The organism is Herbaspirillum sp. Her2, from assembly GCF_057961375.1.
Map to the genome: position 1 here is coordinate 721,362 of NZ_CM176331.1, position 25,378 is coordinate 746,739.

23 protein-coding genes are annotated in these 25,378 nt (G+C 61.8%); 13 read left to right on the forward strand and 10 right to left on the reverse strand.

The window, feature by feature from the left end:
* Window positions 1-86: 86 nt before the first annotated feature.
* From ACWHXP_RS03275 to ACWHXP_RS03325, 11 genes are all read left to right on the forward strand, one after another.
* On the forward strand, window positions 87-602 hold the full coding sequence (locus ACWHXP_RS03275) for a terminase small subunit (RefSeq protein ID WP_082803227.1): 516 nt from the start codon (window positions 87-89) through the stop codon (window positions 600-602).
* Complete coding sequence (locus tag ACWHXP_RS03280) at window positions 583-2,619, forward strand: phage terminase large subunit family protein (protein ID WP_489634517.1); 2,037 nt, start codon at window positions 583-585, stop codon at window positions 2,617-2,619. The genes ACWHXP_RS03275 and ACWHXP_RS03280 overlap by 20 nt, the downstream gene beginning before the upstream one ends.
* A gap of 8 nt (window positions 2,620-2,627) precedes the next feature.
* Complete coding sequence (locus ACWHXP_RS03285) at window positions 2,628-2,861, forward strand: DUF6148 family protein (protein ID WP_088757394.1); 234 nt, start codon at window positions 2,628-2,630, stop codon at window positions 2,859-2,861.
* The gene (locus ACWHXP_RS03290) at window positions 2,858-3,472 is read left to right on the forward strand and encodes a phage portal protein (protein WP_489634516.1); all 615 of its coding nucleotides are present in this window, start codon (window positions 2,858-2,860) and stop codon (window positions 3,470-3,472) included. Before ACWHXP_RS03285 ends, ACWHXP_RS03290 begins: the two co-directional genes overlap by 4 nt.
* Window positions 3,357-4,703 (forward strand): phage tail sheath C-terminal domain-containing protein, encoded by a 1,347-nt coding sequence (locus ACWHXP_RS03295; protein ID WP_489635879.1) that lies wholly within the window; start codon window positions 3,357-3,359, stop codon window positions 4,701-4,703. The genes ACWHXP_RS03290 and ACWHXP_RS03295 overlap by 116 nt, the downstream gene beginning before the upstream one ends.
* A gap of 12 nt (window positions 4,704-4,715) precedes the next feature.
* Complete coding sequence (locus ACWHXP_RS03300) at window positions 4,716-5,078, forward strand: phage tail tube protein (protein WP_209534402.1); 363 nt, start codon at window positions 4,716-4,718, stop codon at window positions 5,076-5,078.
* Window positions 5,075-5,515, forward strand: coding sequence for a phage tail assembly protein (locus ACWHXP_RS03305; RefSeq protein ID WP_489634515.1), 441 nt, complete (start codon window positions 5,075-5,077; stop codon window positions 5,513-5,515). The genes ACWHXP_RS03300 and ACWHXP_RS03305 overlap by 4 nt, the downstream gene beginning before the upstream one ends.
* Before the next feature lie 155 nt (window positions 5,516-5,670).
* Window positions 5,671-5,856, forward strand: coding sequence for a hypothetical protein (locus ACWHXP_RS03310; protein ID WP_088757400.1), 186 nt, complete (start codon window positions 5,671-5,673; stop codon window positions 5,854-5,856).
* A 69-nt stretch (window positions 5,857-5,925) separates the two neighbouring features.
* Window positions 5,926-7,527 (forward strand): phage tail tape measure protein, encoded by a 1,602-nt coding sequence (locus tag ACWHXP_RS03315; protein ID WP_489634514.1) that lies wholly within the window; start codon window positions 5,926-5,928, stop codon window positions 7,525-7,527.
* Window positions 7,528-7,539: 12 nt separating this feature from the next.
* On the forward strand, window positions 7,540-8,766 hold the full coding sequence (locus ACWHXP_RS03320; protein ID WP_489634513.1) for a DNA circularization N-terminal domain-containing protein: 1,227 nt from the start codon (window positions 7,540-7,542) through the stop codon (window positions 8,764-8,766).
* Window positions 8,763-9,272: a lysis system i-spanin subunit Rz gene (locus ACWHXP_RS03325; protein WP_489634512.1), complete on the forward strand. Its 510-nt coding sequence runs from the start codon at window positions 8,763-8,765 to the stop codon at window positions 9,270-9,272. Before ACWHXP_RS03320 ends, ACWHXP_RS03325 begins: the two co-directional genes overlap by 4 nt.
* Window positions 9,273-9,309: 37 nt before the next feature.
* On the opposite strand, the gene ACWHXP_RS03330 is transcribed toward ACWHXP_RS03325, so the two are convergent.
* Window positions 9,310-9,831 carry a PIN domain-containing protein gene (locus tag ACWHXP_RS03330; RefSeq protein WP_489634511.1) on the reverse strand — a complete coding sequence of 174 codons (522 nt, stop codon included), beginning with the start codon at window positions 9,829-9,831 and terminating at the stop codon, window positions 9,310-9,312.
* Complete coding sequence (locus tag ACWHXP_RS03335) at window positions 9,828-10,289, reverse strand: hypothetical protein (protein WP_489634510.1); 462 nt, start codon at window positions 10,287-10,289, stop codon at window positions 9,828-9,830. The genes ACWHXP_RS03330 and ACWHXP_RS03335 overlap by 4 nt, the downstream gene beginning before the upstream one ends.
* A gap of 178 nt (window positions 10,290-10,467) precedes the next feature.
* Here ACWHXP_RS03335 and ACWHXP_RS03340 point away from each other — a divergent pair, with 178 nt between their 5' ends.
* Window positions 10,468-10,917, forward strand: coding sequence for a hypothetical protein (locus ACWHXP_RS03340; RefSeq protein WP_489634509.1), 450 nt, complete (start codon window positions 10,468-10,470; stop codon window positions 10,915-10,917).
* Between the two features lie 83 nt (window positions 10,918-11,000).
* Here the strand turns inward: ACWHXP_RS03340 and ACWHXP_RS03345 are convergent, their stop codons facing one another.
* The 4 genes from ACWHXP_RS03345 to ACWHXP_RS03360 all read right to left on the reverse strand — a co-directional run bounded on the left by ACWHXP_RS03345 (window position 11,001) and on the right by ACWHXP_RS03360 (window position 17,896).
* Window positions 11,001-12,812, reverse strand: a complete 1,812-nt coding sequence (locus tag ACWHXP_RS03345) for an AIPR family protein (RefSeq protein ID WP_489634508.1) — start codon at window positions 12,810-12,812, stop codon at window positions 11,001-11,003.
* A gap of 675 nt (window positions 12,813-13,487) precedes the next feature.
* A complete protein-coding gene (locus ACWHXP_RS03350; protein WP_259432763.1) occupies window positions 13,488-15,071 on the reverse strand; it encodes a DHA2 family efflux MFS transporter permease subunit in 1,584 nt (527 codons plus the stop codon).
* A 27-nt stretch (window positions 15,072-15,098) separates the two neighbouring features.
* Window positions 15,099-16,331 carry an HlyD family efflux transporter periplasmic adaptor subunit gene (locus ACWHXP_RS03355; protein WP_166675609.1) on the reverse strand — a complete coding sequence of 411 codons (1,233 nt, stop codon included), beginning with the start codon at window positions 16,329-16,331 and terminating at the stop codon, window positions 15,099-15,101.
* A 5-nt stretch (window positions 16,332-16,336) separates the two neighbouring features.
* Window positions 16,337-17,896 carry an efflux transporter outer membrane subunit gene (locus ACWHXP_RS03360; protein ID WP_489623373.1) on the reverse strand — a complete coding sequence of 520 codons (1,560 nt, stop codon included), beginning with the start codon at window positions 17,894-17,896 and terminating at the stop codon, window positions 16,337-16,339.
* A 241-nt stretch (window positions 17,897-18,137) separates the two neighbouring features.
* Here ACWHXP_RS03360 and ACWHXP_RS03365 point away from each other — a divergent pair, with 241 nt between their 5' ends.
* The gene (locus ACWHXP_RS03365) at window positions 18,138-18,740 is read left to right on the forward strand and encodes a TetR/AcrR family transcriptional regulator C-terminal domain-containing protein (protein ID WP_413457283.1); all 603 of its coding nucleotides are present in this window, start codon (window positions 18,138-18,140) and stop codon (window positions 18,738-18,740) included.
* Between the two features lie 120 nt (window positions 18,741-18,860).
* Here the strand turns inward: ACWHXP_RS03365 and guaD are convergent, their stop codons facing one another.
* The 4 genes from guaD to xdhA form a co-directional block, all read right to left on the reverse strand.
* Window positions 18,861-20,159: a guanine deaminase gene (guaD, locus tag ACWHXP_RS03370; RefSeq protein WP_489634507.1), complete on the reverse strand. Its 1,299-nt coding sequence runs from the start codon at window positions 20,157-20,159 to the stop codon at window positions 18,861-18,863.
* A 188-nt stretch (window positions 20,160-20,347) separates the two neighbouring features.
* Window positions 20,348-21,415 carry a xanthine dehydrogenase accessory protein XdhC gene (gene xdhC, locus ACWHXP_RS03375; protein ID WP_489634506.1) on the reverse strand — a complete coding sequence of 356 codons (1,068 nt, stop codon included), beginning with the start codon at window positions 21,413-21,415 and terminating at the stop codon, window positions 20,348-20,350.
* Window positions 21,416-21,434: 19 nt separating this feature from the next.
* Complete coding sequence (gene xdhB, locus ACWHXP_RS03380; protein ID WP_489634505.1) at window positions 21,435-23,804, reverse strand: xanthine dehydrogenase molybdopterin binding subunit; 2,370 nt, start codon at window positions 23,802-23,804, stop codon at window positions 21,435-21,437.
* 31 nt (window positions 23,805-23,835) lie between these two features.
* Window positions 23,836-25,320 carry a xanthine dehydrogenase small subunit gene (gene xdhA / locus ACWHXP_RS03385; protein WP_489634504.1) on the reverse strand — a complete coding sequence of 495 codons (1,485 nt, stop codon included), beginning with the start codon at window positions 25,318-25,320 and terminating at the stop codon, window positions 23,836-23,838.
* Window positions 25,321-25,378: the final 58 nt, after the last annotated feature.

A 25,378-nucleotide genomic window follows, 5' to 3' on the forward strand; every position in this document is an offset into this window, starting at 1 on the left:
AAGGTACTTCCGGGGCCTCGGCTGGCGAGGGTAATTCGCGCCCCGATTTCGCACTACTTACAAACTTTTCCCTAGGGGGTTATGTGATGGATCTGGAGGCCAAGACGACCCAGGCCGCGTTCGGCGCGCTGGTCGGAATCAGCCAACCAGCCGTCAGCGAACTCCTCACGCGCGGCATTCTTCAGCCCGGTGAGCCGGCTGGCGTCTGGCTGAAAGCGTATTGCACGAACCTGCGCGAGCAGGCCGCGGGCCGCTTCGCTGCTGGCGAGCTGGATCTCGCAACGGAGCGCGCCGCGCTCGCGCGTGCCCAGCGCGAAAAGGTGGAGATGCAGAACGCGGTCACCCGCCGCGAGCTGGCGCCGGTTGCTCTGCTGGAGCAAGTCCTCTCGAAGGTCGGCCGGCAGATCGCTGGCATCCTGGAAGCGGTGCCGGTGCAATTGAAGCGGCGCTCCCAGCTCTCGGCGGATGATCTGGATTTCATCACGCGCGAGCTGGTCAAGGCGCGCAACCATGCGGCCGCCATCAAATTAGCGGACCTCGACGATGAAGACGACAGCGAGGCCGCAGAAAGCGACCTCGAAGATGGATCTGAAGGAGATTGAACGCGCGATTGCAGCAGGCCTGGAATCGCTGGCGGCCGTCGAGCCGATGAGGCTGTCGGAATGGGCGGCCAAGAATTTTTACCTGTCGGCCGAGTCGTCCTATGTCGAGCAAGCGTGGGAAGCATACCCCTACCAGGTCGCCATCATGGATGCCATGTCCAATGATGAGATCGAGGAGGTGACCTTCATGAAGTCGGCGCGCGTCGGCTATACGAAGATGATCCTGGCGGCGGTCGGCTACTTCGCAGAACACAAGCGGCGCAACCAGGCACTGTGGCAACCGACCGACGACGACAGCGACGAGTTCTGCAAGACCGAGTTGGAGCCGATGCTGCGGGACGTGCCCGCGATGATGAAGGTATTTCCGAGCTTCCAGGCCAAGAGCAAGGCGAACACCTTGCGGCAGAAGAAGTTTCTGACTTCCGTCCTGCATCTGCGGGGCGGCAAGGCCGCGAAGAATTATCGGCGCCTGTCGGTCGACGTGTCTATCCTCGATGAAGTGGATGGTTTCGACCAGAACGTGGAGAAGGAAGGCAGCCCGATTACCCTGGCGCGTAAGCGCATCGAGGGCGCCACGTTCCCGAAGCTGATCGGCGGATCGACGCCAAAGCTGAAAGGCCTCTCGCTGATCGAGGCCCGGCATGACCAAGCCGACCTGCAATTCAAACGGCACATCCCGTGTAAGCATTGCGGCGAGATGATCACTCTGCGCTGGGGCGGCAAGGATAAGTCCTTCGGCATGAAGTGGATCAATGACGATCCCTCGACCGTGATGCACATGTGTGACCTGTGCGACGGCCAGATGACCCAGGCCGACTATCTGGAGGTTTGGGGGCTGGGCCGCTGGATCGCGCAGGATGGTTCATACATCGATGACACGGACGGCACCTTCCATGCGCCGGACGGCGCACGGATCCCGGTACCGAAGAAAGTGGCCTTCCATGTTTGGACGGCCTACAGCCCGCAGACCAGCTGGGCGCAGATCGTGGACGAATTCATGTCGGCGCAGCGCAAGGCCAAGTCCGGCGACAAGTCGGAGCTGCAGACCTTTGTCAACACTACGCTGGGCGAGACTTGGGAGGAGGATGTCGAGAAGGCTGATATCCATGCGCTGATGCAGCGCGCCGAGCCGTACCCGCTTCGTGTGGTGCAAATGGGCGGCCTGGTGCTGGTGGCTGGGATCGACGTCCAGGACAACCGCTTCGAAGTGGTCGTGTGGGCGGTCGGGCGCGGCGAGGAGATGTGGGTCGTTGACTACATGGTCTTGGCAGCGAACCCCGCTGTGCCGGCTGACTGGGAGAAGCTATCCTTCTATATGGAGACGCGGTTTCAGCACATGGCGGGCGGGACGCTGGGCATCGAGGGATACACCATCGATACCGGTGGCCACTTCACGCACCAGGCCTATGCCTGGGCGCGGATGCAGCAGGCGAAGGGCCGGCGCTGCTTTGCCAGTAAGGGCGATTCGCGCCTAGGCGGACCAGTCAAGGGCCGCTCGTCCCTGCAGGACGTCAACTACGCTGGCAAGGTCATCAAGAGCGGCATCAAGCTTTGGCTGGTGGGAACCGACACGGCGAAGGATTTGATCTTCGGGCGCTTGAATGTGACGCAGCCCGGTCCGGGATGCCTGCATTTCTCGCAGGACCTGCCGGCTGAGTTCTACCACCAGTTGACGGCCGAGGCTCGCGTCAAGGTGCGCACGGTTTCTGGCGAACAGTATCGCTGGGTGCCGCTGCGCAAGCGCAACGAGGTACTGGACTGCACGGTGCTATCGCTGTTTTCCGCGCACATGCTGGACCTGCACCGCTATACCGAGCGGATGTGGGAGCGCCTGGAGGCAGCAGTACAGCCGGCAGTCGCTGACATGTTTGCATCGCCGCCACCGGCGCCCATGGCATCGGCCAGCCCGGCCGAGTCGATAGAAATCAACAATCCACCCTCGCGGGTGCAGACGTCTGCATCGTTGCCGCCGCCATCTGGCGGGCGGCGCGTGCGCTCGCGCGGGATTGAACGATAGGAAACGATATGTCTGGTATTACTCTGGATCAGGCCCAGGCGCAGCTGGCCGCGTGGCTGGCCGCCAGCCTTGCTGTCTCGCAGAACCAGGAGTACACCATCGGCACGCGCAAACTGCGCCGCGCCGATGCGGCCGTGATCAAGGAACAGATCACCTACTGGCAGGGCATGGTGGCACAGCTCTCGGCCGCTGCCTCCGGGCGCCGCCGTAGTCTGAACATCAGCTATGGTGTGCCGCGATGAGCGCCCGACGCAAGTTGGATCTGGCGCCCAACGTGATCGATAAAGTCGTGTCGTACTTCGATCCCGTGGCCGGCACGAGGCGGATGCAGGCACGCGCACACATGGCGATCGCGGGATCTTATGTGGGGGCTGATCGCAGCCGGCGAAGCTTTCGCAACTGGTTCACTTCGGGCAAGAGTGCCGATGAAGACCTGTTGCCGGATCTGGCCACGCTTCGGGAGAACTCGCGAGATCTGATCCGCAATGCCCCTCTGGCCGGTGGCGCGATCAATACCGTGGTGACCAACGTCGTCGGGACGGGCCTGGCTATGCGGCCCGCCATTGACGGCGAGGCTCTCGGGATGAGTGAAGAGCAAGTGCAGGCGTGGCAGCGCTCGGTCACCCGCGAGTATCTGCTTTGGGCTCACGCCAGGTCAATACGTCGAATTCGACAACAGCAAGGCGATCAACGCGCCGGTGAACATGCCGCAACGCATCCTGCTGATCGGCCAGTCCCTGGCGACCGGCAACGGTGCTGCCAACGTCCCCCTGCAGGTGAGCGGCAAGACCGCGGGAATCGCCGCCTTCGGTCGTGGTTCGATTGGCGCTGCGATGATCGCCTCGCTGTTTGACGTGACCGACACGATCGAAACCTGGATCGTCCCGGTCCCGGACAACGGCGCGGGCACGGCGGCCACCGGCACCATCACGATCACCGGTGCCGCGACGCAGGCCGGGACGCTGAATCTGTATATCGGCGAAGATGTCGTGCAGGTCGCGGTGGCGACGACCGATACCGTTGCCGTCATCGCCGCTGCCCTGGCTGCAGCCATCAACGCCAAGCCGGATCTTGTCGTGACTGCTGCCAGTGCTGCTGGCGTGGTGACCGTCACCGCTCGCCACAAGGGCGCGCTGACGAACGATCTGATGATGCAGTTGAACTATTACCCGATGTCGGAGGCGACGCCGGCCGGCCTGGGCGTGGCCATCGTCCAGATGAACGGTGGTACGGCTGATCCGACCATCGCAACCGCACTGGCGAACATCGGTGCAGTGCAGTACAACACCATCATCATGCCGTTCAATGATGCGGCGAACTTGGGGCTGATGGAAACCGAGGCGAACAACCGCTGGGGACCGCTGTACCAGAACGATGGCCACTGCCACTCGGCTGTGCGTGGCACTGTGGGCTCCCTCAATACGCTGCTGTCGGTGCGCAACAATCCGCACATTACGCTGTGGACCTGCGAAACCGGTGGTGAGCCTGGTCCGGTGTGGGAGAAGGCGGTGCTGGCCGGCGCGGTCTCGGCATACTACCTGGCGATCGACCCGGCCCGTCCGCTGCAGACGCTGGTCCTGCCCACACGTCTGCCGGCACCGGCCGCGAAGCGGTGGCTGCGCTCCGAACGCAACAACATCCTGTCCTATGGCGGTGCGACGACCGTGGTGGATAACGGCGGCAACGTGGTGATCGAGCGCGCGGTGACGAACTACAAGACCAATGCGTCCGGCACGGTGGACCCGAGCTATCGGGACATCGAGACCATGTACACCCTGTCGCTGATGCGCTACCAGGTGCGCGCGCGCATCGCCCAGCGTTTCCCGCGTCACAAGTTGGTGGACGACACCACGCCGGTGGCGCCGGGTCAGGCGGTTGCCGCGCCGAAGGACATCAAGGCAGAGCTGATCGCTCTGGCTCTGGATTGGGTGGACGCCGGCATCATGGAGAACCCTGATCAGTTCAAGTCGGATCTGCTGGTGGTCCGTAACAAGAACGATCGCAACCGAGTGGACGTGCGCCTGCCGCCTGATCTGGTTAACCAGTTCCGGGTCTTCGCAGCACAGGTCCAGTTCCGTCTTTAACAGGAGGCTTATATGCCATCTCAATTTTTTGGGCGCGCTTTCATTCGCGTCAATGGTGCGAGCATCGCCAGCCTGCCCGGCACGGCGAAGCTCAATCCGGGCGGCGTCAGCCGCAAGCCGGTCGTGGGGGACCACGGCTTCCTCGGCTGGACGGAGACGCCGGTGCATTCGGAAATCGAATGCGATATCGCGGTGAACGCCGATACGGATATCGTGGGCCTGAACGCCATGACCAATGGCTCGATCGTCTTCGAATGCGATTCCGGGCAGCAGTTCATCCAGCGCGGTGCTGGTCTGGAATCGCCGATCAGTCCCCAGGCGGGCGATGGTAAGGCATCGCTCAAATTCATCGGCGCACCGGTGGAGCAAGCATGAGCTACGATCAATTCTACGAGAGCCAACCGAACGGACCGACCGCCGGCCCTGTGCAGACGTCTGCACCATCGCTCACACTGCCGCCTTCCATGGGCACGCCGGCATCGGCGCCGGTGGGCGATGGGACCGCGCCGATCCCGGTCGCCGGTATCCTGGCGGTACTGGAAGATCGCTATGACCTGGCGTTCCCGATCAAGGCGGCGGACGGTTCCGATATCACCTTCCTGAAACTGCGCCGCCTGAAGGCGAAAGAGATGAAGGGCGTTGATCCGAAGACGTCGGACGGGAAGTTCGGTGGCGCGCTGAAGTTCATCGCGGAGATGAACGGCTTGCCGGCCGATACGCTGGACGAGCTGGACGCGGTCGATGTGATCGAGCTGGTGGGGAAGGTGGCGCCTTTTTTGGTACGTGGCACTGGCGTGACGCCATCGGCCTGATCGCACACTTCTACCACTTTCCGCCGAGCGAGATGTGGGAGATGGATAGCTGGGAGTTGGACTTTTGGGCCAATGAGGCTAGCGAGGTGATCAAGGCGCAACAGCGGCTGCAGGGTTCGTCTTGACGGCCGGGGGGCCTTTGCTAGAATGGGTGCATGGATGACACCACTCAATCTCCCAAAGCGAAGCCGGACCTCAAGACGGGCCTGATCGGCCTGTTGGCCTTCGGTGCTGGTGGCATTGCGCTTGTTCCGGCAGTGCTCGGTTTGATCCTGATCGCCAGTATCGCTTGGATCGGTCTGCGCTTCGTGATCGGCCTCTTCGGCATCCTCTTCTCCTGACGTAACGCAACTTTGACAAGCCCCGCCTGGGAAACCCGGCGGGGCTTTTCTTTTGTCCGCGAGAATCGAATGGGAACGCAACAGACAAAAACAGAGCTGGTGATCTCGGCCATCGACAAGGCCTCGACCACCCTCAATGAGATCGGCGCCAAGCTGGAGGGCATGATCAAGCCGGCCGGCGATCTGCACTCCGCCTTTGGCAAGCTGTACGACGCCACGGGCCTGGGTAAGGTCAAATCCGCGGTCGGCGCACTGTCCAAGTCCCTGGTGGGACTGGCCGTCACTACGGTCGGGATCGGCGGTGTGTATGCGGGTACGGTGGGGGAGATCCTCCACTTCGGTGTCGCAGCGGCTGAGGCCGCTGACAGCGTCGGCGACCTGGCAGAGAAATATCAGATCAACGCCCAGCGCCTGCAGGTGTTCGGTGAGCTGGTGAAGGAAGACGGCGGCACCATGGAAGACGCCGCCGCCGCCATGGGCAAGCTGAAGAAGGCGATGGGCCTGGCGCTGGCCGGCGGCAAAGAGCAGCAGCAAGCCTTTGCGGGCGTCGGGATCTCGTTGGGGCAGCTGAAGGGAATGAAGCCCGAGGAGGTGATCGAGCGTATGGCCGATGCCTTCAAGGGTTCCAACAAGGACATTGCCAAACAGGCAGTTCTATTGGAGCTGATGGGCAAGTCCGGCGAGATCATGATGGGCACTATGAACCGTGGTGCTGATGGGATCCGCGAGAAGTATGAGCAGATGACGGCAGACGGCCGGATCTTCACCGACGACCAGCTGCAGCAGGCCGATTCCTTCGACAAGATGTGGAAGCGCCTGCAGGGCACCTTCGAGGGCATCAAGAATTTCCTCGGTCTGAAGCTGGCCGAGAAGATTCAGCCCATGTTCGAGAACATCCAGAAATGGACGGTGGCCAATCGTGGCCTGATTGAGAGCAAATTCGACGCCTTCCTGGAGAAGCTGCCGGCGATCATCGATATCGGCGTGCAGCTCTTCCAGGGCCTCTGGCAGGTGGCGCAGAAGGTCGGCGCAGTCTTCAAGTCGCTCAATAGCGCCTTCGGGCCGACAGTCTCCACGCTGTTAATGCTGGGCGGTCTCATGTCGCCGGTGTTGCTAGCCTTCGGGCAGTTGGGCTGGGCGCTCGGGGTGGCTGCGGTGAAGCTGAGCGTCTTTGCCTGGACGATGTTGCCGGCGGCGATGAGCGGGCTGCAGGCCCTGTGGGGCGTGATGCTCGCCAATCCGATCGGGCTGATGATCGCGGGTGTGGTGGCCTTCGGGGTGCTCATCTACAAGAACTGGGACAACATCGTTTCCTACGTCAGCGGCGCCTGGGACCGGATCAAGGGTGTCTTTGATGTCAACTTCTTCAGCGGGATGATCCAGGTCTGGCTGGAGGGATGGCAGGCGCTGGCTAACGGCATCCTGGGGATCCTGAAGACCATCTTGCCTGACCGGTTGATGCCGGACGCCATGAAGGATTTCAAGTTCACCTTTGCCACCGACCGGGCCAGCAACATCACGGCCGCCCAGGCTGCCAGCGCCGGCAAGACGGAGGTGGGCGGCACGCTCAAGATCCAGCTGGAGGGCGCACCAGCGAAGGTGACCGAGCTCAAGCGCGCCGGCAACGCGATGGATATCGATGTCACGGCCGGCCTGGCCATGATGATGTAAGGGAGAAATCACATGGCATGGCGAGATAACTTGCGCCAGGCGAGTTTCCGAGGCGCGAAGTTCAACGTCGACGGATCCAGCCTGAGCGCCGGCCGCCGCATAGCGCGGCACGAATATCCCCAGCGCGACATTCCCTATGCAGAAGACATGGGGCGTCGGGCACGCGAGTACAAGGTCGATGCCTTCGTGCTGGGCGACCCAGCGGGTGACAACGACTACATGGTGCCCCGCGACGCCTTGATCGCTGCGATCGAGAAGGCTGGCGCCGGCCAACTGGTACATCCGTACTACGGCACCGTCTCGGTGACCGTGTTCGGTGAGGTGCAGATTACCGAGTCGTCCCGTGAAGGCGGGATGGCGAAGTTTTCGATCACCTTCCTGGAGGCCGGCAAGCAGGAAGAGCCGAAGACCTCGGTGGATACCGAGGCCAAGCTCTCCGAGCAGGCTGGCGTGTGCGATGCATCCTTCGAGAAGGACTTCGCCGACAACTTCTCGGTGGATGGGCTACCGGATTTCGCTGTCGACGATGCCCAGGGTCAGGTCGACGGCCTCATGGCGCTGCCGGATGTCGATCTCGGTGCATTGGACTGGATCCGGGCGGATCCCACATCGGTGCTCACCTCTCTGTTGCCGGAGAACCTGCGCAGCAGTCTGGATGCACCGCTGTCGTTGGCGAAGGGGGTGCTGGGTCTCATTGGCGGCGCGCAGCGCTGGCTCTCCTTCTTTAATTTCTCCGAAGGGCTGGCGTCATCCGCTTCTGCAGTCAACGCGACAACGGCATCGCGGATCGCGGTGGTGCGCAATCAGACGGCCTTCAGTGACCTGGTGCGCGGTGGTGCAACGTCCAGCGGTGCCGCCTATGACAATCGCGCCGATCTCGGTAACACCAATCCGGAGGCAATCCGGATCGCGGCCGCCCATGGCACCACCCCGGGCCGATTCTGGAAGGGCCATGGCCCGATTCAGATCACCGGCTACCTCAACCACCTGGCCGCCATGATGGCGCTGCACGTGGATTGCGTTGAGCAGCCGCGCCTCTTGTGCGAGCCAGTCCACGGTTGTCGCGCTGCTGGCTGGTTCTGGTCGGTCAATGGCTTGTCCAAGTGGGCTGATGCCGGCGACATCGATGGCGTGAGCGACCTGGTCAACAGGGGAAAGAAAACGGTGGCCATCGGTGATGCCAATGGTTTTACCGAACGTCAGGCCATCTATGAGCGCGCGCTGGAGGTGATCCCATGAACCGACTTCAGACCTTCGGCACCGTCGTGCTGGCCCTCTGCCTGGGCCTGATTGGTGGCTACCTATGGGGCGGGCACCGCCAGGCGCAGATCGATGATGGTAGGGCGGCGGAGGTCAATGAGCAGCATGCGCAAGCCCTCGCCAGCGCCACCGAACGATACCGAGAGGCCGAACGCGGGGGCCAGGCGGCCGTTGCTGCCATAACGGCGGCCGCTCAACAGGAGAAAGACAATGCAAAGAAGCAAATGGATGTTTTGCGTGGTGAGCTGCGCGCTGGTGCTGTGCGCTTGTCAGTCGCCGTCGACGCGGCTAGTGCAGCCTCCGTTGCCCAAGCTGCCGCCGCTGGGGATCGAGAAGCGCGAGCCGACCTTCTGCCAGCGGCTGCTGGGCGAATTCTCGATTTCGCCCTCGAAGGCGATGACATCCTGCGGGACCTCAACGCCTGTGTCGACAAGTACCACCGTGCAGAAAGATTGATTGAAGAAGCTGGGCTGCTGCAAAAATGAAGCGCCCTGTTCTGCTGCACGAACAGCAGACCAATATCTATCTGGGGGTGCTGGCCCCATCTGTGCCAGTGCTCTGGCTAGGCTGCTGGGCTGCCGTGATGGGTGTGACATTCGTGCCGCCGGCTGCAGCGGCTTGCGCTGCAACAGCCTGCTCGCGCAGCGTGGGTGAAGTGTTCGCCACCGGCGAATAGGGGTGAACCACACCGGTGCCGGCGGGGAAGTCGTCTTTATTAAGCGTGTAGATGGTGGCACCGTGAACGCTCGCTGTCGCGCGGATGATGAGGTCTGGCATCTGCATCTTCTTGGCCCCTGTCTGCTTTAGGTGGCGCTTCAGCCGCGCAGCTTCCAGAACGACGGCGTCATCCATCGGCAGCACCTTGAAATCCTTGAGAAACTCCAAGATGCCCTGTTCCTTAGCTGGCGTTGCGGCGGCCACCAGTAACTCCAACTGCGTGACAATGCTGACAGCCGGATCGTCCAGGCTGTCGACAAAAGCGACCGCGTCGGGTACAGGCTTCAGGTAGTCAATCAGGATGTTGGTGTCGAGCAGATGGATCAAGACCAGTCCTCGCGCAGTTCTTTTTGCAGATCAACGCTATCCTGCTCGACGTCCCCAAATATTCCGATGAAGCTGTGCATGCGTTCCTTACGGGCGGCCTTCTCCCGTTCTTTCGCAACCGCGCTGTTTTCTCGAAATTGGGCGTCGTTTTCGAGTGAACATCCAAATATCAGCTTGCTCGCCTGAAAAAGATCTCGCTTCTCCGACTCTGACATGTCGTAAACGGTGAATGTGCTGCCATTTTGCAACGCACCCCTAAGGCCTACGCTTTCGTGGTTGATCTGAGCGTGAATGACATGAGTGTGGGCGCGTCGCCAAGTCTGCAGGAAGGGCTTTTTGTTTTCATAAAAGACGACGCCTCTCGACGCGGCTTGCTCGCTGTCTGCGCGATAGTAATCCGCAGTCGGCCTGACTTTAAACGAGCTAGGCAAAGGTTTGTTAGTTGTCTTTTCAGCCATGATGATGCGCTCCGCATCTAAGGTATTGATTTTGAAGTGTATAACAGAAATTCTGGCACCGCATCGGTGGCGCACGGTAGCGCAACACATCTCAAGTTAGGCGAGGCAGGGCAAAAATGGTTGTGATACTGTATGTAAATACAGTATTTATAGCACGCCGATGAAATCGCCCCCGACCATGAGTAAGTGGACCGAGAAAATGGATCCACATCCGACCCCTGAAGACCTGAATCCTCGCACCGAAATCGTGGCTGGACACGGCAACATCGGTAGTCTGCACGGCAAGCGTCGGGGTATCGCAGTCAGTGTGAAGAAACTCAAGAGATATGGCGTGGCTCTGACAAAGCGGGAGCGCGCCGAGCAGGTGCCGATTGTCGGTGAGTTGCTGATCGAACGCGTCCATGGCCGGGAGCTGGATCATCATTCCATTGCGGAGGTGGTTCGCTTCGAGAACTACCACTTCCCTTCGCGCCAGGCTAGCCTCTGCAACCCCGTCGTTTTCGCGGCCGACGAGCGCGGCATGGTCATTCAAGGCATCGAAAAGGTAGAGTTTAACGGTGCCTGGGCATCGTTTCAGCAGATGTGGCTCGTCCTTTTTGGCGATGTGCCTCCGGAACCGCCGCCATGAATGCTGCGGGTATGGATCTGCCGCCGCGAGACCGATGCCCTTGGCAAGCAGGGCCTAATTTCCCGCCATCGCTAATCAGGCTACTATTTTTTCGCGTTCTGGGTTGTATGGCCAGCCCAATCCCCCTTTTTTGCAAAACCTTTACCGGATTTAGTTTTCCCTGTAGCTTTCGTCGTTGCCTCAAGATTGGCCGCAACCGCTCTCATTAGGTCACTGGAAAATTTAGCGCGTTTGAGTGCGTCGTCCGAGGGTATCCCAACTTCACTTATGATTTGTTGGCATTTTTCAAAGATTTTGATGTATGGTTTTTTATCATCATTGAGAACTTTGATCAGCTGATTTGCATATCCGTCCGCTTTATTCGAGTTCGGAGCTGGAACATTCATATCTTGGTGTACAAGCCATTTGAACACTTGGATCACATGCCAGCGCAGTTTGGTAAAGTTTTGCGCCCCGTTTTTACGCCCGTTGATTAAAGTTTTGTATTTGTATAGTGCTAATGAGCTCGCGTAGTAATAGGCCTCGTGATCATCGTCCTTGAACAACTGCTCATCGTGAGCAGTGAAAATGGTGCTTACGTATCGTGCTGAACTATGGGGTTGGTTCAGGAACATAGCTACATAGCATCGCGCAACTTCTCTGACATCGAAGATCCTCGATGCTTGTAACGCGTGTCCACGGTATTCGGCTTGCCGACGCTCGAAATAAATAAGGTTGTCTGCAGAGTTTTTATTTTGCGCGTTGAAATATTTTTGGACCAGCTTAGCCTTGTCCCGCAAACCAAAGAACGCTTCCTTGGGGATGTCAGATTGAGAGTTCGTCGCCGCAATAATGTCTTCTGAACTCTGATTCTCAGGCGACTCGATAAATTTGATGACGACATTCACATCGGGCGTCAGACATTTTAGGTTTGAATGAAGAGTTGTACTCGTCTGGCATCCGTTAATGATTTGGTAATTTGTAATCGTGATCTGCTTGGTATTTGGCGTGAGAGTAAGCTCCGGCGCCACGATTGTTATGCCGTTATTCAACACCGAAAATAGCTTTTTCTTTTCGGCTTCTTCTAAGGTTTTTTGGATCGCGGTATTGACATCGTTATCATCGCCTAGAAAAGATCGTACGTTCTCTTCAAAGACCGCTTGGCGCAAATTGCCGTCATCATCACTTAGCAGTTGCTCAACAAACTGCCTGGCGGATACTAAGGCGACGTACGATTGCGGAATACCAGGCATTGCAGGCATTCCGAAATAGTCAATCAAGTTCAGCTTTGCTTCGTTTTTAACGGTGATCTCTGCATATAAACGAGAAAGTTCTTTTCTCCCCATCGGGGTGACCGTCACCTTGTGGAAGAGCTCACTAGATTTAGCTGATTCTTCGACTAGATCGAAGCATGCCTTAATCTCCCGCTCTTTCTTGTAAGTGCCGCTAGTACAGTAATAAATGTGGGCGTTCGGCAGACGATTCCGAACCTTTCTAAGGTTGGCAAAAACCACTTTCAATATTTTGATCGCCTCGTGGTTAAAGCGGCCGCTTGGCAGTTTAGGAGCCAGAGACAAAAAGTCTTCTACCCCTAGTTTGAAGTTGCTAATCTCGTCCTTCTTGAACGTTTCACCGCTCTTGGCCTGGACAAGAACCAGATCAACGACGAGATTGGTTTTATGCGTTCCGAAAGCCTTACTTGCGTCTTCTTCAGTGCCGATGAGGTCGCCATCGACAATAATGGCAATTCCATCAATTGATGCGTCGTCTTCCTCTGTCGTCACATCCTCTGGTTCAAACCGCCCGAAGAAGTGCTTGGAAACGATGCAATAGTTACAGAGAAATTCAAATAGTTTCGACTCTTTGTAGCCTTCGTACGAAAAATCTTTGATCAGTTCTTGGACGTGACTCTTCACCAAAATGTGCATTGGACCCCCGTGTCTCGTTTGATTTTTAATGATGTGCTAGCTTAACAACAAATCTCTTTGGCGTTTCGACCGATCAAAAATTTTGCCGTCCTTTCTAGCTAAAGGGCTAGGCACCCAGAACGCAGGATGTATTTGAAGCCCGAACGCACCATAAACATGCCGTATGCAGAAATTGCTTTTGGCGTAACATTTGGCGTGACTTTCATGGAACTTGCGCTACTCCTCATAGGCATTACATCCCCATGCATCATTGGCGTGTGGGCGGCGAGGTCTTTGGTCATGAGTCTGGGTGGCGATGCAGGGATCGCTTCTTGCAAGTTCGGGAATGCAGGGCCGCGCGGGCAGGCCACGGTGTGATCAGGCCACGGCGGGCGGCGGGAAGTCAGCCTGGCGGCCGCGCCGGGCGGGCCACCATAAATCAAAAATGCGGACCTTGGTCCGCATGCTTGAGCCGGGATTGTACGCGCATTGGGGCAGTGCAGCCAAGGGCGGCACCCGGCGTCGCCCCGAAGCGGGGCAAAGCTCCGGGTGAATGTCCAGAAAGTTCGATTGGTTTGGCTGCGCAGTCAAAACTGAGTCCCAAAAAAAAACAGGCGGCCACCGAAGTGGCCGCCTGCCCAGTCCGCAGGGGGGAGACGGACTGTGGGGGGGAGAGCTTGTCGATCAGTGCGCCGAGCTCGTATCGGCCACCCGTGTGGGTTTCGGTGCCAGCCACACCGCCAGCGCCGCCAGCGAGAAGGACACCGCCGCCATCATGAAGATGTGGTTGGTGGCCAGCATCACGGCCTGGTTCTGCACCGTCTGCGCCAGCGAGCCCGTGGCCTGTTCAGCGCTCATGCCCGAGGCCATCATGGCATTGACTGCATCGCCGCCGCGATCCACCAGGCCGGACAGTTCGGCGTGGAAGTAGGTGGCGTCGTTTTCCCAGCTGGTATTGACGATGGAGGTCGCAATCGCCCCGGCCATGGTGCGGCAGAAACTCATCAGGCCGGCCGCCGATGCGGTCTCTTCCTCGTTCACGCTGGAGAGCGCCAGGCCGGTGAGCGGCACGAAGAACAGCGGCAGTCCGATCCCCTGCAGGAACAGCGGCCAGCCGATCTGGAAGAACGACATGTCGGTGTTGTTGAAGGCCCGCAGGAAGGTGATGAAGCCCAGCCAGGTCACGCCGATGCAGACCAGCTTGCGCGCATCGACGGTGGTGGACATCTTGGCCACCATGGGGGCGGTCAACACGGCCAGGATGCCGGTCAGCGCCGAAATGCAGCCCGACCAGGTGGCGGTGTAGCCCATGTAGCCCTGCAGCCAGAGGGGTGTCAACACCACCGAGCCGAAGAAGGCACCGAAGGCCAGGCAGATGGTGGTCACGCTGGCGGTGAAGCCGCGATGGCGGAACACCCGCAGGTCGACGATGGGATTGTGCTCGGTCAGCTCCCAGATCAGGAAGGCAATGAAGAACACCACGGCGGTCACGGCCAGCAGCACGATCTCGGTGGAGGCGAACCAGTCCTTCTCCTTGCCTTCATCGAGCATCAGCTGCAGGGCGGCCACCCAGACCACCATCAGGATCAGCCCCACGCGGTCGATGGGCAGCTTGCTGGTTTTGGTCTCGAAGCGCTTGAGCATGCGCCAGCCGAGATAGCCGCAGATCAGCGCCACCGGCACGTTGATCCAGAAGATGTAGGGCCAGCTGTACTGGTCGCACAGCACCCCGCCCAGGATCGGGCCGGCAATCGGCGCCACCAGCGTGGTCATGGCCCACAGCCCCACGGCAGCCGGCGCTTTTTCCTTGGGGAAGATGCGCAGCAGCAGGGTTTGCGACAGCGGCATCAGCGGCCCCCCGGCCAGGCCCTGCATGACGCGGAAGGCGATCAGCATGCCCAGCGAATTGGCCAGGCCGCACAGGGCCGAGAACAGCCCGAACATGACCATCGACAGGATGAACACGCGCACCGTGCCGAAGCGATTGGCCAGCCAGCCGGTCAGGGGCACGGTGATGGCTTCGGCCACCGCATAGGAGGTGATGACGTAGGTGCCCTGGCTGGTCGAGGCCCCCAGGGCGCCGGCGATGGTCGAGACCGAGACGTTGGCAATGGTGGTGTCGAGCACCGCGATGAAGTTGGCGGCGGCCAGCAGGATGCCGGCGCCCACCAGCTGGCCGCCGGTCAGCGGGGCCTCGAAGGGGCCGGGCTGGGCGGCAGGCTTGGGGGCGGGCAGGTCGCCCGCCGCTGCGCTTGTTGTGGATGACATGATGAGTCTTTCCTTGTGCTCGCCGGATTACAGCGCGCCGGCCCGGGTCTCGGTGCTGGCCGACTTGGTCTGGGCGTCACCGGCCTGCATCTGGCCGCGCGTATCGATCTCCACCACCATCGACAGGCCCACCGACAGCGGACGCTGCGCCAGTTCCTTGGGATCCAGCGAGATGCGCACCGGCAGGCGCTGCACCACCTTGATCCAGTTGCCGGTGGCGTTCTGCGCCGGGATCACCGCAAAGGCCGAACCGGTCCCACCGGAGAGGCCCGTGACCACGCCGTGGTATTCCACCGAGCCGCCATAAATGTCCGCCTTCATGGTCACCGGCTGGCCGATGCGCACCTTGGTCAGTTGTCCTTCCTTGAAGTTGGCATCCACGTGCATCTGCTGCAGCGGCACCACCGACAGCAGGCTGGCGCCGCTCTGCACGCGCTGGCCGACCTGCACCTGGCGGCGGGCAATGACGCCGTCCACCGGGGCGCGCAGCACGGTGCGTTCGAGATCCAGCTTGGCCTGATCCAGCTTGGCGCGGGCCAGGACCACTTCCGGGTTGTCGTCCACGGTGGTATTGGCCGTCAGTACGGTACTGGCCTTTTGCGCACCCTGGGTCGCCTTGATGTTGGCGCGGGACTGCACTTCGGCAGCTTCAGCGGCTTTCAGATTGGCCTGGGCGGTCAGCAGGGCAGTGCGCGCATTGCTCAGTTCTTCACCCGACACCGAACCCGACTTGGCCAGCGCCTCGCGGCGCTGCAGGTCGATCTCGGCGCGCTTCATATCGGCCTGCGCCGACAGCAACTGGGCACTGGCACGCTTCTGCTCGGCCTCACGGGCCAGCACCTGGGCGGCCAGGCCGGCATCGTTGGCGAAGTAGCCCTTGACCTTGCGCTCGGTGCGGTCCAGGTCGGCGGCGGCCTGGTCCACGGCCAGCTTGGCATCGGCGTCGTCGATGCGCACCAGCACGTCGCCCTTCTTGACGGCCTGGGTATCGACCACGTCGACGGCGGCCACGATGCCATTGATGGCTGGGGTGACGGTGGCCACTTCGGTGGCGGTGTAGGCATTGTCGGTCTCGACGTAGCGCGAGCCGATCAGGTACCAGTAGCTGCCATAGCCGATGGCGGCGATGGCGACCACGCCGCCGAAGATGGCAAAGAGCTTCTTGCGCTTTTGCGCAGCGGCGGCCTTGGTGGCCGCTTCATTGCGCTGACGGGTTTCTTCGGCCAGGGTATGGGCCGCTTGGGAATCGCTGTGGGACATGATGTTCAACCTTTCGCTTGCTGTTCGGTGTGGGGCGCGGTGGCGCTGTCTTGGCTCTTGCTGTCGTCGGCGGCGCGGTAGCCGCCGCCCAGGGCGCGCACCAGCGCGACATCCAGGGTGAACAGGCGCGAGCGCAGGTCGGAGAGCTGGCGCAGGTTGCTGATGAGCGTGTCCTGCGCATTGAGCACGTCGAGGTAGGTGTTGAGGCCGCCGTTGTAGCGGTTGCTGACGATGCGATAGGCCTCTTCGGCAGCGTCGGCTGCGGCCTGTACGTCCTGCAGTCGTCCGGCCAGGGCCTTCTCGCTCACGCCGACGTCGGCCACATCCTGCAGGGCCTGGGTGACGGCCTGGTCATAGTTGGCCACGGCTTCGTCATAGCTGGCGCTGGCCGAGCGGAACTGACCGCGCAGGCGGCCGCCATTGAAGATGGGCAGCGAGATCGCCGGGCCGAAGCTGCCGATGTCGGAGCCGCTGCGGGTGAGCATGTCGATGCCCAGCGACTGGAAGCCAAAGTAGGCCGACAGGTTCACATTCGGATAGAAGGCAGCACGCGCCACCTTGATCTGCTTGCCGGCCGCTTCGGCACGCAGGCGTGCGGCCACGATGTCGGGACGGCGGCCCAGCAGTTCCACCGGCAGTTGCGCGGGCAAGCCAAAGGGTTTGGACAGATCGATCTGCGGACGCGCCAGCTGCAGGCCGCGATCCGGGCCGGCCCCGGCCAGTGCGGCCAGCTTGTTGCGTTGCAGGGCGATGGATTCGTCGGTGGCTTTGAGGTCGGCCTGGGCAATGGCGCGGCGCGCTTCCATCTGCTTGACCGAGCCACGCGTCTCCAGACCATTGGTGAAGCGCTGGTTGAACAGGTCCAGGGTTTCTTCACGCACCTTGAGCGCGGCTTCATTGGTGTCGCGCTGGGCGTAGAGCTGGGCCAGGTCGGCGTAGGCCGAGGCAATCGAGGTGGCCAGGGTGATGCGCGCCTGGGCGGCATCGGCCCGGCTGGCTTCCAGTTCGGAGGTGGCCGCCGCCAGCGCGGCGCGGTTCTTGCCCCAGAAATCGATTTCGTAGCTGAAATCCAGCGTGGCGCGGGTTTCGTTGTTGTAGCCCTTGGGCACGAAGTCCGGCGGCACGCCATTGTTGTAGGACTGCTTCATGCGATCCAGCGAGGCATTGCCGCTCACCTGCGGATAGAGCGCCGCGCCTTGCTGCTGGGCCGTGCCCTCGGCCTTCATCAGGCGGGCCTTGGCCACCGCCATGGAGGGCGCGCTTTGCAGGGCTTCGGCGATGAGGCCGTTGAGTTGGGTGTCACCGTAGACCGTCCACCACTGGTCGCTCGGCCAGGCGGTCTGCACGGCCGTGGCGGCCAGGGTCTGGGTGCTCTGGTATTGGTCGATGGACTTGGGTTCGGCGCGCGCACCGAGATCGGTGAAGGAAGCACAGCCGGCCATGAGCGCCGCTGTCAGCACGGCCGCCGAGACCGCCGCCGTCCGCCGCCACGGCAGGGTAGGCCGCTCGGACCGCAGCGCCGGATAGGGCGCGCGCTGGTCGGGGAGAGATGAGTTCTTGTTCATTTGCGTGGAGAGTGGAGTGAACGACTGAATCTGAATTTTGATGTTTAAAAACTGTACAGTTCAGTATAGTATTCGCTTTCATGAAGTGTCAAGGCGCTTTGCGATAAATTGCTCGTCTTTTCGCGGCATTGCCGCAACAGTTTTTTTGGCCGCGATTTGATGGCAATCAGGCGGCTTTCGGCGGCATCGTCGCCTATAATTCGGGATTGGCCGGTTTTCTGGCCGGCATTACAGGACAATCATGCGCAAGAAGAGTGAAGAACGGCGGCAGCAGATGATCGACATCGCCGCCGAGGTATTCAACGAAATCGGGTTCGAAGGCGCCTCCATGGCCGAAATCTCGGCCCGTATCGGGGGCTCCAAGGCCACGCTGTACAACTATTTCAGCTCCAAGGAAGAGATCTTCGTGGAGGTGATGATCAAGCAGGTGGGTTGCCAGTTTGAAGAATTGTTCATGGCCTTGCGTAACGAAGACGAAGTACGCGCAGGTTTATTGCGGTTGGCGAATCATTATCTGGGCGTGGTGTTCCGGCCCGAAATCGTGGCGGTCAAGCGGCTGGCAATGTATTACGCCGGCAAGTCGGAGCTGGGGCCGTTGCTCTATGAGCGCGGGCCCAAGCGCGGCTGGACGCGCATCGCCGATTTCCTGAAGGTCAAAATGGAGGAGGGCAAGCTGCGCGCCGCTGATTCCTGGATTGCGGCCATGCAGTTTCGCGCACTGATCGAAGCAGAATGGATGGAAGTGCGCATGCTCAACGTGGTCACCGAGATCCCGGCGGATCAGCTGCAGGCTTCGGCGGAGCGGGCGGTGGAGGCTTTTCTTTATCTTTATCAGCCGCGCTGAGGGGATTCAGACGTGCAAGGTGGCTTGACGGTAAATCGCCTGCCGATCAAGTCCAAAAAAAACGGGCTCACCACTACGGCAAGCCCGGCTTTCCCCGCGATGGGGCCGATATGAACGATTTCAGCGTTGATGCACCCGCACCCCCGCCGAATAGGTCGCAGCGATGGCACGGTCGTCGCCCAAAATGGCCAGTGCGAACAATTGTTCCTCCAGGCTGTCGGTGGTGGCACTGCGGCGGGCCAGCAAGGGTGTGGCCTGCGGATCGAGCACGATGAAGTCCGCATCACAGCCCGGCGTGAAGCCGCCGATGGTCCCTTCCAGCTGAAGCGCGCGGGCACCGCCCAGGGTGGCCAGATAGAACATGCGCTGCGCCGGCAGGTAGGTGCCGCCCATGCGGGCGACCTTGTAGAGCTCGTTCATGGTCTGCAGCATCGAGAAGCTGGTGCCGCCGCCTACATCGGTGGCCAGCGACAGCGGCACCCGCGCCGCATCGGCACGGGCAAAATCGAACAGGCCGCTGCCCAGGAACAGGTTGGACGTCGGGCACAAGGTGGCGGCCGACTGCGTGGCCGCCATGCGGGCGCGATCCTGGTCGTCCAGCCAGATGCAGTGCGCATACAGCGCACGCTGGCGCATCAGGCCGTAGCCGTCATACACGTCCAGGTAGCTGCGGGCATCGGGATAGAGCTCCTTGACCCATTTCACTTCGTCCGTATTTTCGGCCACGTGGGTTTGTATATACGTGTCCGGATACTGCGCCGCCAGCTCCCCGGCCAGCTTCATCTGTTCATGGGTGGAGGTCGGGGCAAAGCGTACGGTGATCGCGTAATGCTGGCGGCCCTTGTTGTGCCAGCGCGCGATCAGCTCCTCGCTCTCGCGCACACCCGACTCGGCCGTATCTCGCAGGAAATCCGGCGCATTGCGATCCATCAGGCACTTGCCGGCCACCATGCGCAGGTTGCGTGCATGGCTGGCCGCAAAGAAGGCATCCACCGACTGCGGATGCACCGTGCAATACACGGCCGCACTGGTGGTGCCGTTGCGCAGCAGTTCGGCCAGGAAGAAATCGGCCACCTCGGAGGCGTGTTCCGGCTGCTCGAAGCGGCGCTCGGCCGGGAAGGTGTAGTTGTCCAGCCAGGGCAACAAGCCCGGTGCGGGCGAACCGATGATGTCGGTCTGCGGATAGTGGATGTGGGTGTCGATGAAGCCGGGGCAAAGGATCTTGCCGCGCAGGTCTTCGATGACGGTGCCGGGCGGCAGGGTGGCGGCCAGCGTGGCGTAGTCGCCGGCGGCCTGGATCTTGCCGTCTTGCACCAGCAGCAGGCCATCGCTGTGCCATTGCGTGGCGTGTTCGTCGAAGGCGGGATCGTTGGTGAAATACAGCAGGCTGGCGCGGTAGGCTTGCAGGGATGGGCTCATGGTGTTTCCTCGATGCAGGCGGCGCCGCGCGCACGGGCGCGGGCCGTCGATTCAATGGTCATCATACTGGAAGGCATGGTCGTGACGATGCTTTCCGTGTTGCGAGAGTGGAATCGAAGGGGAATCCGGTGCGATCAGCCAAAACGTGTCGACAGGATTCCCGGAAGGGGTGACGGCAGGGTGTTCCTTCAGCCTCTGCCGTCCAGAGCGTGTGTGGCCAGACTCAGTGGCCATGCCTTAGGTTTGGGTTGGGTAAAGCGCAGTTCCCACAGTTGCATCAGTTGCGCCACCACCGCAATGGCGATGCTGGCGGGTTCCTTGCCGTAGATACCGGGGATGCCGATGGGACAGGTGATACGTTCCAGCTGCGCTGCCGAGAAACCGCGTTCAGACAGGCGATGCTCGAACTGCTTGCGCTTGGTGATGGACCCGATCAGCCCGAACCACGCCGCATCTTCACGCTTGAGGATGCGTTCGCTCAGTTGCTGGTCGAGGGCGTGGCTGTGGGTCATCACGAGATAATACGCGCCGGGTTCGGCCATGTCGACCGCGGCATTGGGCACGTCAGTGGCCTCAATGCGGATCTGCGGCGGCAGGCCTGGGGGAAACATGTCCTCGCGCTCATCCACCCACAGCACCCGGCAAGGCAGGTTGGACAAGACCTTGACGATGGCCGCCCCCACATGGCCGGCGCCGAACAGCACCACCTGCGGCTGATGTGCCCGGCACAGGTCGAGCAGCCAGCGGCGGCCCTGGCCGTCGCGCACCAGCTGTGTCTGGCGCGCGTGACGAATGACCTGCGGCGGCAGGCCGAGGTCAGTTGCATCGTTCTCCAGCAGTTGCTGGGGCGCGTCGTGATCCAGCGGCAAGGCGCGCCAGCGGTCAGTGCCGCTGCACCACGCCTGCTCCAGCGCCTGCCAGGTATGCAGGGAGGTAGCCTCGGTATCGATGCGCTCGAAACAGAGAAACACCACACCGCCGCAACACTGTCCCAGGCTCGGCCCGAGCGCGATGCGTTCCAGCCGTCGCTGATCGGCCAGCGCGTCGGAATCCGCCGCCAGCATGGCCCGCGCGATCTGCGCCGCACGCCATTCGAGGTGGCCACCGCCGATGGTGTCGAACTGGCCCTCGGCGGTGTAGAGCATGCGCGCCCCCGGCTCGCGCGGGGTCGATCCCTGGATCTGCGCCACCGTCACCAGCACTGCCGGGATGCTGTCCTGCTGCATCAGACGTAATGCGCTCAACCATGTGCTCATGATGTTTCTCCGCCGCGTATTACTGGGTCAGCGTGGCCGCGCGCACGGCATCGACCGCATCGAGGATGGCCTCGCTGGTGGCCGGTGCGCGCAGCGGCGGATTGATGCGATGCGCGCCTACCGACGAGACCGCATCGCGGATCGCCAGGAACACCGAGAACGGCAGCAGCAGCGGCGGCTCACCGACCGCCTTGGAGCGGTGGATGGTGTCGGACACATTGCTGTTGGCATACAGTTCCGTGCGGAAGGCTTCCGGACAATCCGAGATGGCCGGGATCTTGTAGGTGGAAGGGGCATGCGTCATCAGCTTGCCGTCCTTGTTCCACCACAGTTCCTCGGTGGTCAGCCAGCCCATGCCCTGGATGAAACCGCCTTCGACCTGGCCGATGTCCAGCGCCGGGTTCAGGCTCTCGCCGGCGTCATACAGCAGGTCGGCCTGCAGCAGTTTCCATTCGCCGGTGAGGGTATCGATCACCACTTCCGACACCGCCGCCGCATAGGCGAAATAGAAGAAGGGATGGCCGTGCATGCGCTTGGCATCCCAATGCACCTTGGGTGTGGAATAGAAACCGTCGGACCACAGCTGCACCCGTTGCAGGTAAGCCTTCATGACCAGCTCGACGAAGGGCAGCGATTGTTCCCCCGCCAGCACCAGGCCATCTGCAAAGCGCACTGTTGCGGCCTCCACGCCAAAATGACGAGCCGCCACATCGGCCAGCCGTGCGCGGATCTGCAGGGCAGCATCCTGCGCTGCCTTGCCGTTGAGGTCGCTGCCGGTGGAGGCGGCGGTGGCCGAGGTGTTGGCGATCTTGCTGGTATCGGTGGCGGTGCAGCGCACCTGCTCCAGCGGCACGCCCAGGGCGTTGGCCACTACCTGCGCGACCTTGGTATTGAGGCCCTGGCCCATCTCGGTACCACCGTGATTGACCAGCACCGAGCCATCGGTATAGACGTGCACCAGCGAGCCGGCCTGGTTCAGGTGCGGCACGTTGAAGGAAATGCCGAACTTCACCGGCGTGAGCGCCAGGCCCTTCTTCAATACCGTGCTGCCCGCATTGAACTCGGCCACGGCGCGGCGGCGTTCCTGGTAGCGGCTGCTGCGTTCGAGCTGATCGACCAGGCCATGGATGACGTTGTCTTCCACCTTCTGGCCATAGTGGGTGACGTTGCGTGCCTCCGGTCCCTCGGCATCGCTGGGCCCGTAGAAATTGTTGCGGCGGATCTCCAGCGGATCGCGTCCGAGATTGCGGGCGATGTCATCGAGGATGTATTCGATGGCCAGCGCGCCCTGCGGTCCGCCGAAGCCACGGAAGGCGGTATTGGATTGCGTGTTGGTCTTGCCGCACATGGCGTGGATTTCCACGTCCGAGAGATAGTAGGCATTGTCGAAGTGGCAGACTGCGCGCGTGGCCACCGGGCCGGAGAGGTCGGCCGAGAAACCGGCGCGCGAGATCATGTCGATCTTGGCCGCGAGGATGCGCCCGTCATCGTCATACCCAATCTCGTAATCATAGGCAAAGCAGTGGCGCTTGCCGGTGACCATCATGTCGTCATCTCGATCGGCGCGCAGTTTCACCGGGCGCCGCAGCTTGGCCGCTGCAACGGCCGCAGCGCAAGCCCACAGCGCCGATTGCGATTCCTTGCCGCCGAAGCCGCCGCCCATGCGCCGGCATTCCACCAGCACATCGTGCGAAGCCAGTTTCAGGACGGTGGCAATGTGGTGCTGCATCTCGCTGGGGTGCTGGGTCGAGCAATACACGTGCATGCCGCGTCCCTCCTTGGGGATGGCATAGGAGATCTGTCCTTCCAGATAGAACTGTTCCTGCCCGCCCACATCGAACTGCCCGCGCAGCTTGTGCGGTGCCAGCGCCAGCGCCACTGCCGGTTCGCCGCGCGACAGATGCATCGGCGGCAGCACGTAGGATTGCGCCGCATGGGCATCACGCGGGGTCAGGATGGGCGGCAGTTCTTCGTAGTCGATCACGGCCAGGCGGGCCGCGCGGCGGGCCTGGTCATGGCTGTCGGCCACCACGATGAAGACCGGCTGGCCCACGTATTGCACCAGGCCATCGGCCAGTACCGGGTCGTCATGGATGATGGCACCGCATTCGTTCTCGCCCGGAATATCGGCAGCGGTGAAGACGGCACGCACACCGGGGGCAGCCTTGACCTTCTCCAGGTCGATGCCGCGCACCCGCGCATGGGCCTTTTGCGACAGGCCCAGCGCTGCATGCAGGGTGCCGTGCAGCTCGGCGATGTCATCGGTATAGGTGGCTTCGCCGGTCACGTGCAGGATCGCCGATTCATGCGGATGCGGCTTGCCCACGGTGGCCCAGTCCTTGGGCGGCTGCACCAGGGTGTTGAGGAATTGTTCGGTTTGCTTGTTCATGCGGTTCTCCTGCAGGTTCGGTCCAAGGGCTTCACGCGGCGCTGACCGCGAAGGCGCGCACATCCTGGCGTGCCAGGGGCGCATCGGTGCGCGTTTCCAGCCAATAGCGATAGAGCAGGTTTTGCGCCGTGCGCAAGCGATAGGCGGCGCTGGCCCGCATGTCCGACAGCGGTGCGTAATCCTGTGCCAGTGCGGTCATGGCCGCCTGCACTTGCGCTTCGCTCCAGGCGCCGCCCTGCAGCAGCGCTTCCGCGTGGGCCGCACGCTTGGGGGTGGCGGCCATGCCGCCGAAGGCGATGCGCGCCTCGGCGATGGTGTCGCCCTCCATGCGCAGCGCGAAGGCGGCACAGACTGCAGAGATGTCCTGGTCGAAGCGCTTGGAGAGTTTGTAAACCCGGAAGCGTACGTCCTTGCGCGGCAGCGGGATGCGCACGGCCTGCACCACTTCATCGGGCTGCAGGGCCGACTTCTGGTAAGCCAGGTAGAAATCTTCCAGCGGCATGACGCGCTGGCCACGCACGCTGGCCAGCACGATCTGTGCGCCCAGTGCGATCAGCCAGGGCATGGAGTCGCCGATGGGCGAACCGTTGGCGACGTTGCCGCCCAGCGTGCCGGCATTGCGCACGGGCAGGGAGGCGAAGCGCTGCCAGAGTTCCGACAGCTCTTGCGGATAGTGGCGCGCGGCTTCAGCATAGGCCTCTTCCAGCGAGACGCCGGCCCCGATCTCCAGCATGCCGTCCTGCACCTGCATGGCGCGCAGTTCTTCCACGCGGCCAATATAGACGATATCGCCCAGCTCGCGCATCTGCTTGGTCACCCACAGGCCCACGTCGGTGGAGCCGGCCAGGATGCGCGCCTTGGGCAGGTCGGCGCGCAGTTGCACCAGCTGTGCCAGGGTGCGCGGGGCGTGGAAGGTCTGGCCGGCATGCGTGACGGCCAGCGGCGTGTCCTGATCGATGGCGCGCAGGGCAGTCTTGACGGCCTCGCGGTCGAACTCGACCTTGGGCAGTTCGCCCATGCGGCGCGCTGCATCGATGATGGGACGATAGCCGGTGCAGCGGCACAGGTTGCCGGAGAGGGCATCGTCGATCTCGCGCTTGTCGGGCGTGATGCCGTCCTTGTCATGCTTCAGGTACAGGCCCCACAGCGACATCACGAAGCCCGGCGTGCAGAAGCCGCATTGCGAGCCATGGCATTCCACCATGGCCTGTTGCACCGGATGCAGGCAGCCGTCGGACTGCTTCAGGTCTTCGACGGTGAACAAGGCGCGGCCGTCCAGCGTCGGCAGGAATTGGATGCAGGCATTGACCGTCTTCAGTTCCAGCTGGTCATCGCGCAGCTCACCCACGACCACGGTGCAGGCCCCGCAATCGCCTTCGGCACAGCCTTCCTTGGTGCCGGTGCAATGCAGGTCCTCGCGCAGATGCTGCAGAACGGTGCGGGTCGTGGGTTGGCCTGCTACTTCGTGGGTCTGGCCGCGAAAGTAGAACTGGATGGGGCGGGTGGTCTCTGGCATTTGGCTTTACTCGAATTTGGATTGTCTACAAAACAGACTGCTTTATGGCGCGCTCCAG

Coding starts and splice junctions, on each gene's coding strand:
- ACWHXP_RS03340 (WP_489634509.1), top strand. CDS start 10,468: ATGAGTAAGTGGACCGAGAAAATGGATCCACATCCGACCCCTGAAGAC.
- ACWHXP_RS03350 (WP_259432763.1), bottom strand. CDS start 15,071: ATGTCATCCACAACAAGCGCAGCGGCGGGCGACCTGCCCGCCCCCAAG.
- xdhC (WP_489634506.1), bottom strand. CDS start 21,415: ATGAGCACATGGTTGAGCGCATTACGTCTGATGCAGCAGGACAGCATC.
- ACWHXP_RS03360 (WP_489623373.1), bottom strand. CDS start 17,896: ATGAACAAGAACTCATCTCTCCCCGACCAGCGCGCGCCCTATCCGGCG.
- ACWHXP_RS03285 (WP_088757394.1), top strand. CDS start 2,628: ATGTCTGGTATTACTCTGGATCAGGCCCAGGCGCAGCTGGCCGCGTGG.
- ACWHXP_RS03320 (WP_489634513.1), top strand. CDS start 7,540: ATGGCATGGCGAGATAACTTGCGCCAGGCGAGTTTCCGAGGCGCGAAG.
- ACWHXP_RS03280 (WP_489634517.1), top strand. CDS start 583: ATGGATCTGAAGGAGATTGAACGCGCGATTGCAGCAGGCCTGGAATCG.
- ACWHXP_RS03275 (WP_082803227.1), top strand. CDS start 87: ATGGATCTGGAGGCCAAGACGACCCAGGCCGCGTTCGGCGCGCTGGTC.
- xdhB (WP_489634505.1), bottom strand. CDS start 23,804: ATGAACAAGCAAACCGAACAATTCCTCAACACCCTGGTGCAGCCGCCC.
- xdhA (WP_489634504.1), bottom strand. CDS start 25,320: ATGCCAGAGACCACCCGCCCCATCCAGTTCTACTTTCGCGGCCAGACC.
- ACWHXP_RS03305 (WP_489634515.1), top strand. CDS start 5,075: ATGAGCTACGATCAATTCTACGAGAGCCAACCGAACGGACCGACCGCC.
- ACWHXP_RS03325 (WP_489634512.1), top strand. CDS start 8,763: ATGAACCGACTTCAGACCTTCGGCACCGTCGTGCTGGCCCTCTGCCTG.
- ACWHXP_RS03355 (WP_166675609.1), bottom strand. CDS start 16,331: ATGTCCCACAGCGATTCCCAAGCGGCCCATACCCTGGCCGAAGAAACC.
- guaD (WP_489634507.1), bottom strand. CDS start 20,159: ATGAGCCCATCCCTGCAAGCCTACCGCGCCAGCCTGCTGTATTTCACC.
- ACWHXP_RS03365 (WP_413457283.1), top strand. CDS start 18,138: ATGCGCAAGAAGAGTGAAGAACGGCGGCAGCAGATGATCGACATCGCC.
- ACWHXP_RS03310 (WP_088757400.1), top strand. CDS start 5,671: ATGGATGACACCACTCAATCTCCCAAAGCGAAGCCGGACCTCAAGACG.
- ACWHXP_RS03335 (WP_489634510.1), bottom strand. CDS start 10,289: ATGGCTGAAAAGACAACTAACAAACCTTTGCCTAGCTCGTTTAAAGTC.
- ACWHXP_RS03300 (WP_209534402.1), top strand. CDS start 4,716: ATGCCATCTCAATTTTTTGGGCGCGCTTTCATTCGCGTCAATGGTGCG.
- ACWHXP_RS03290 (WP_489634516.1), top strand. CDS start 2,858: ATGAGCGCCCGACGCAAGTTGGATCTGGCGCCCAACGTGATCGATAAA.
- ACWHXP_RS03315 (WP_489634514.1), top strand. CDS start 5,926: ATGGGAACGCAACAGACAAAAACAGAGCTGGTGATCTCGGCCATCGAC.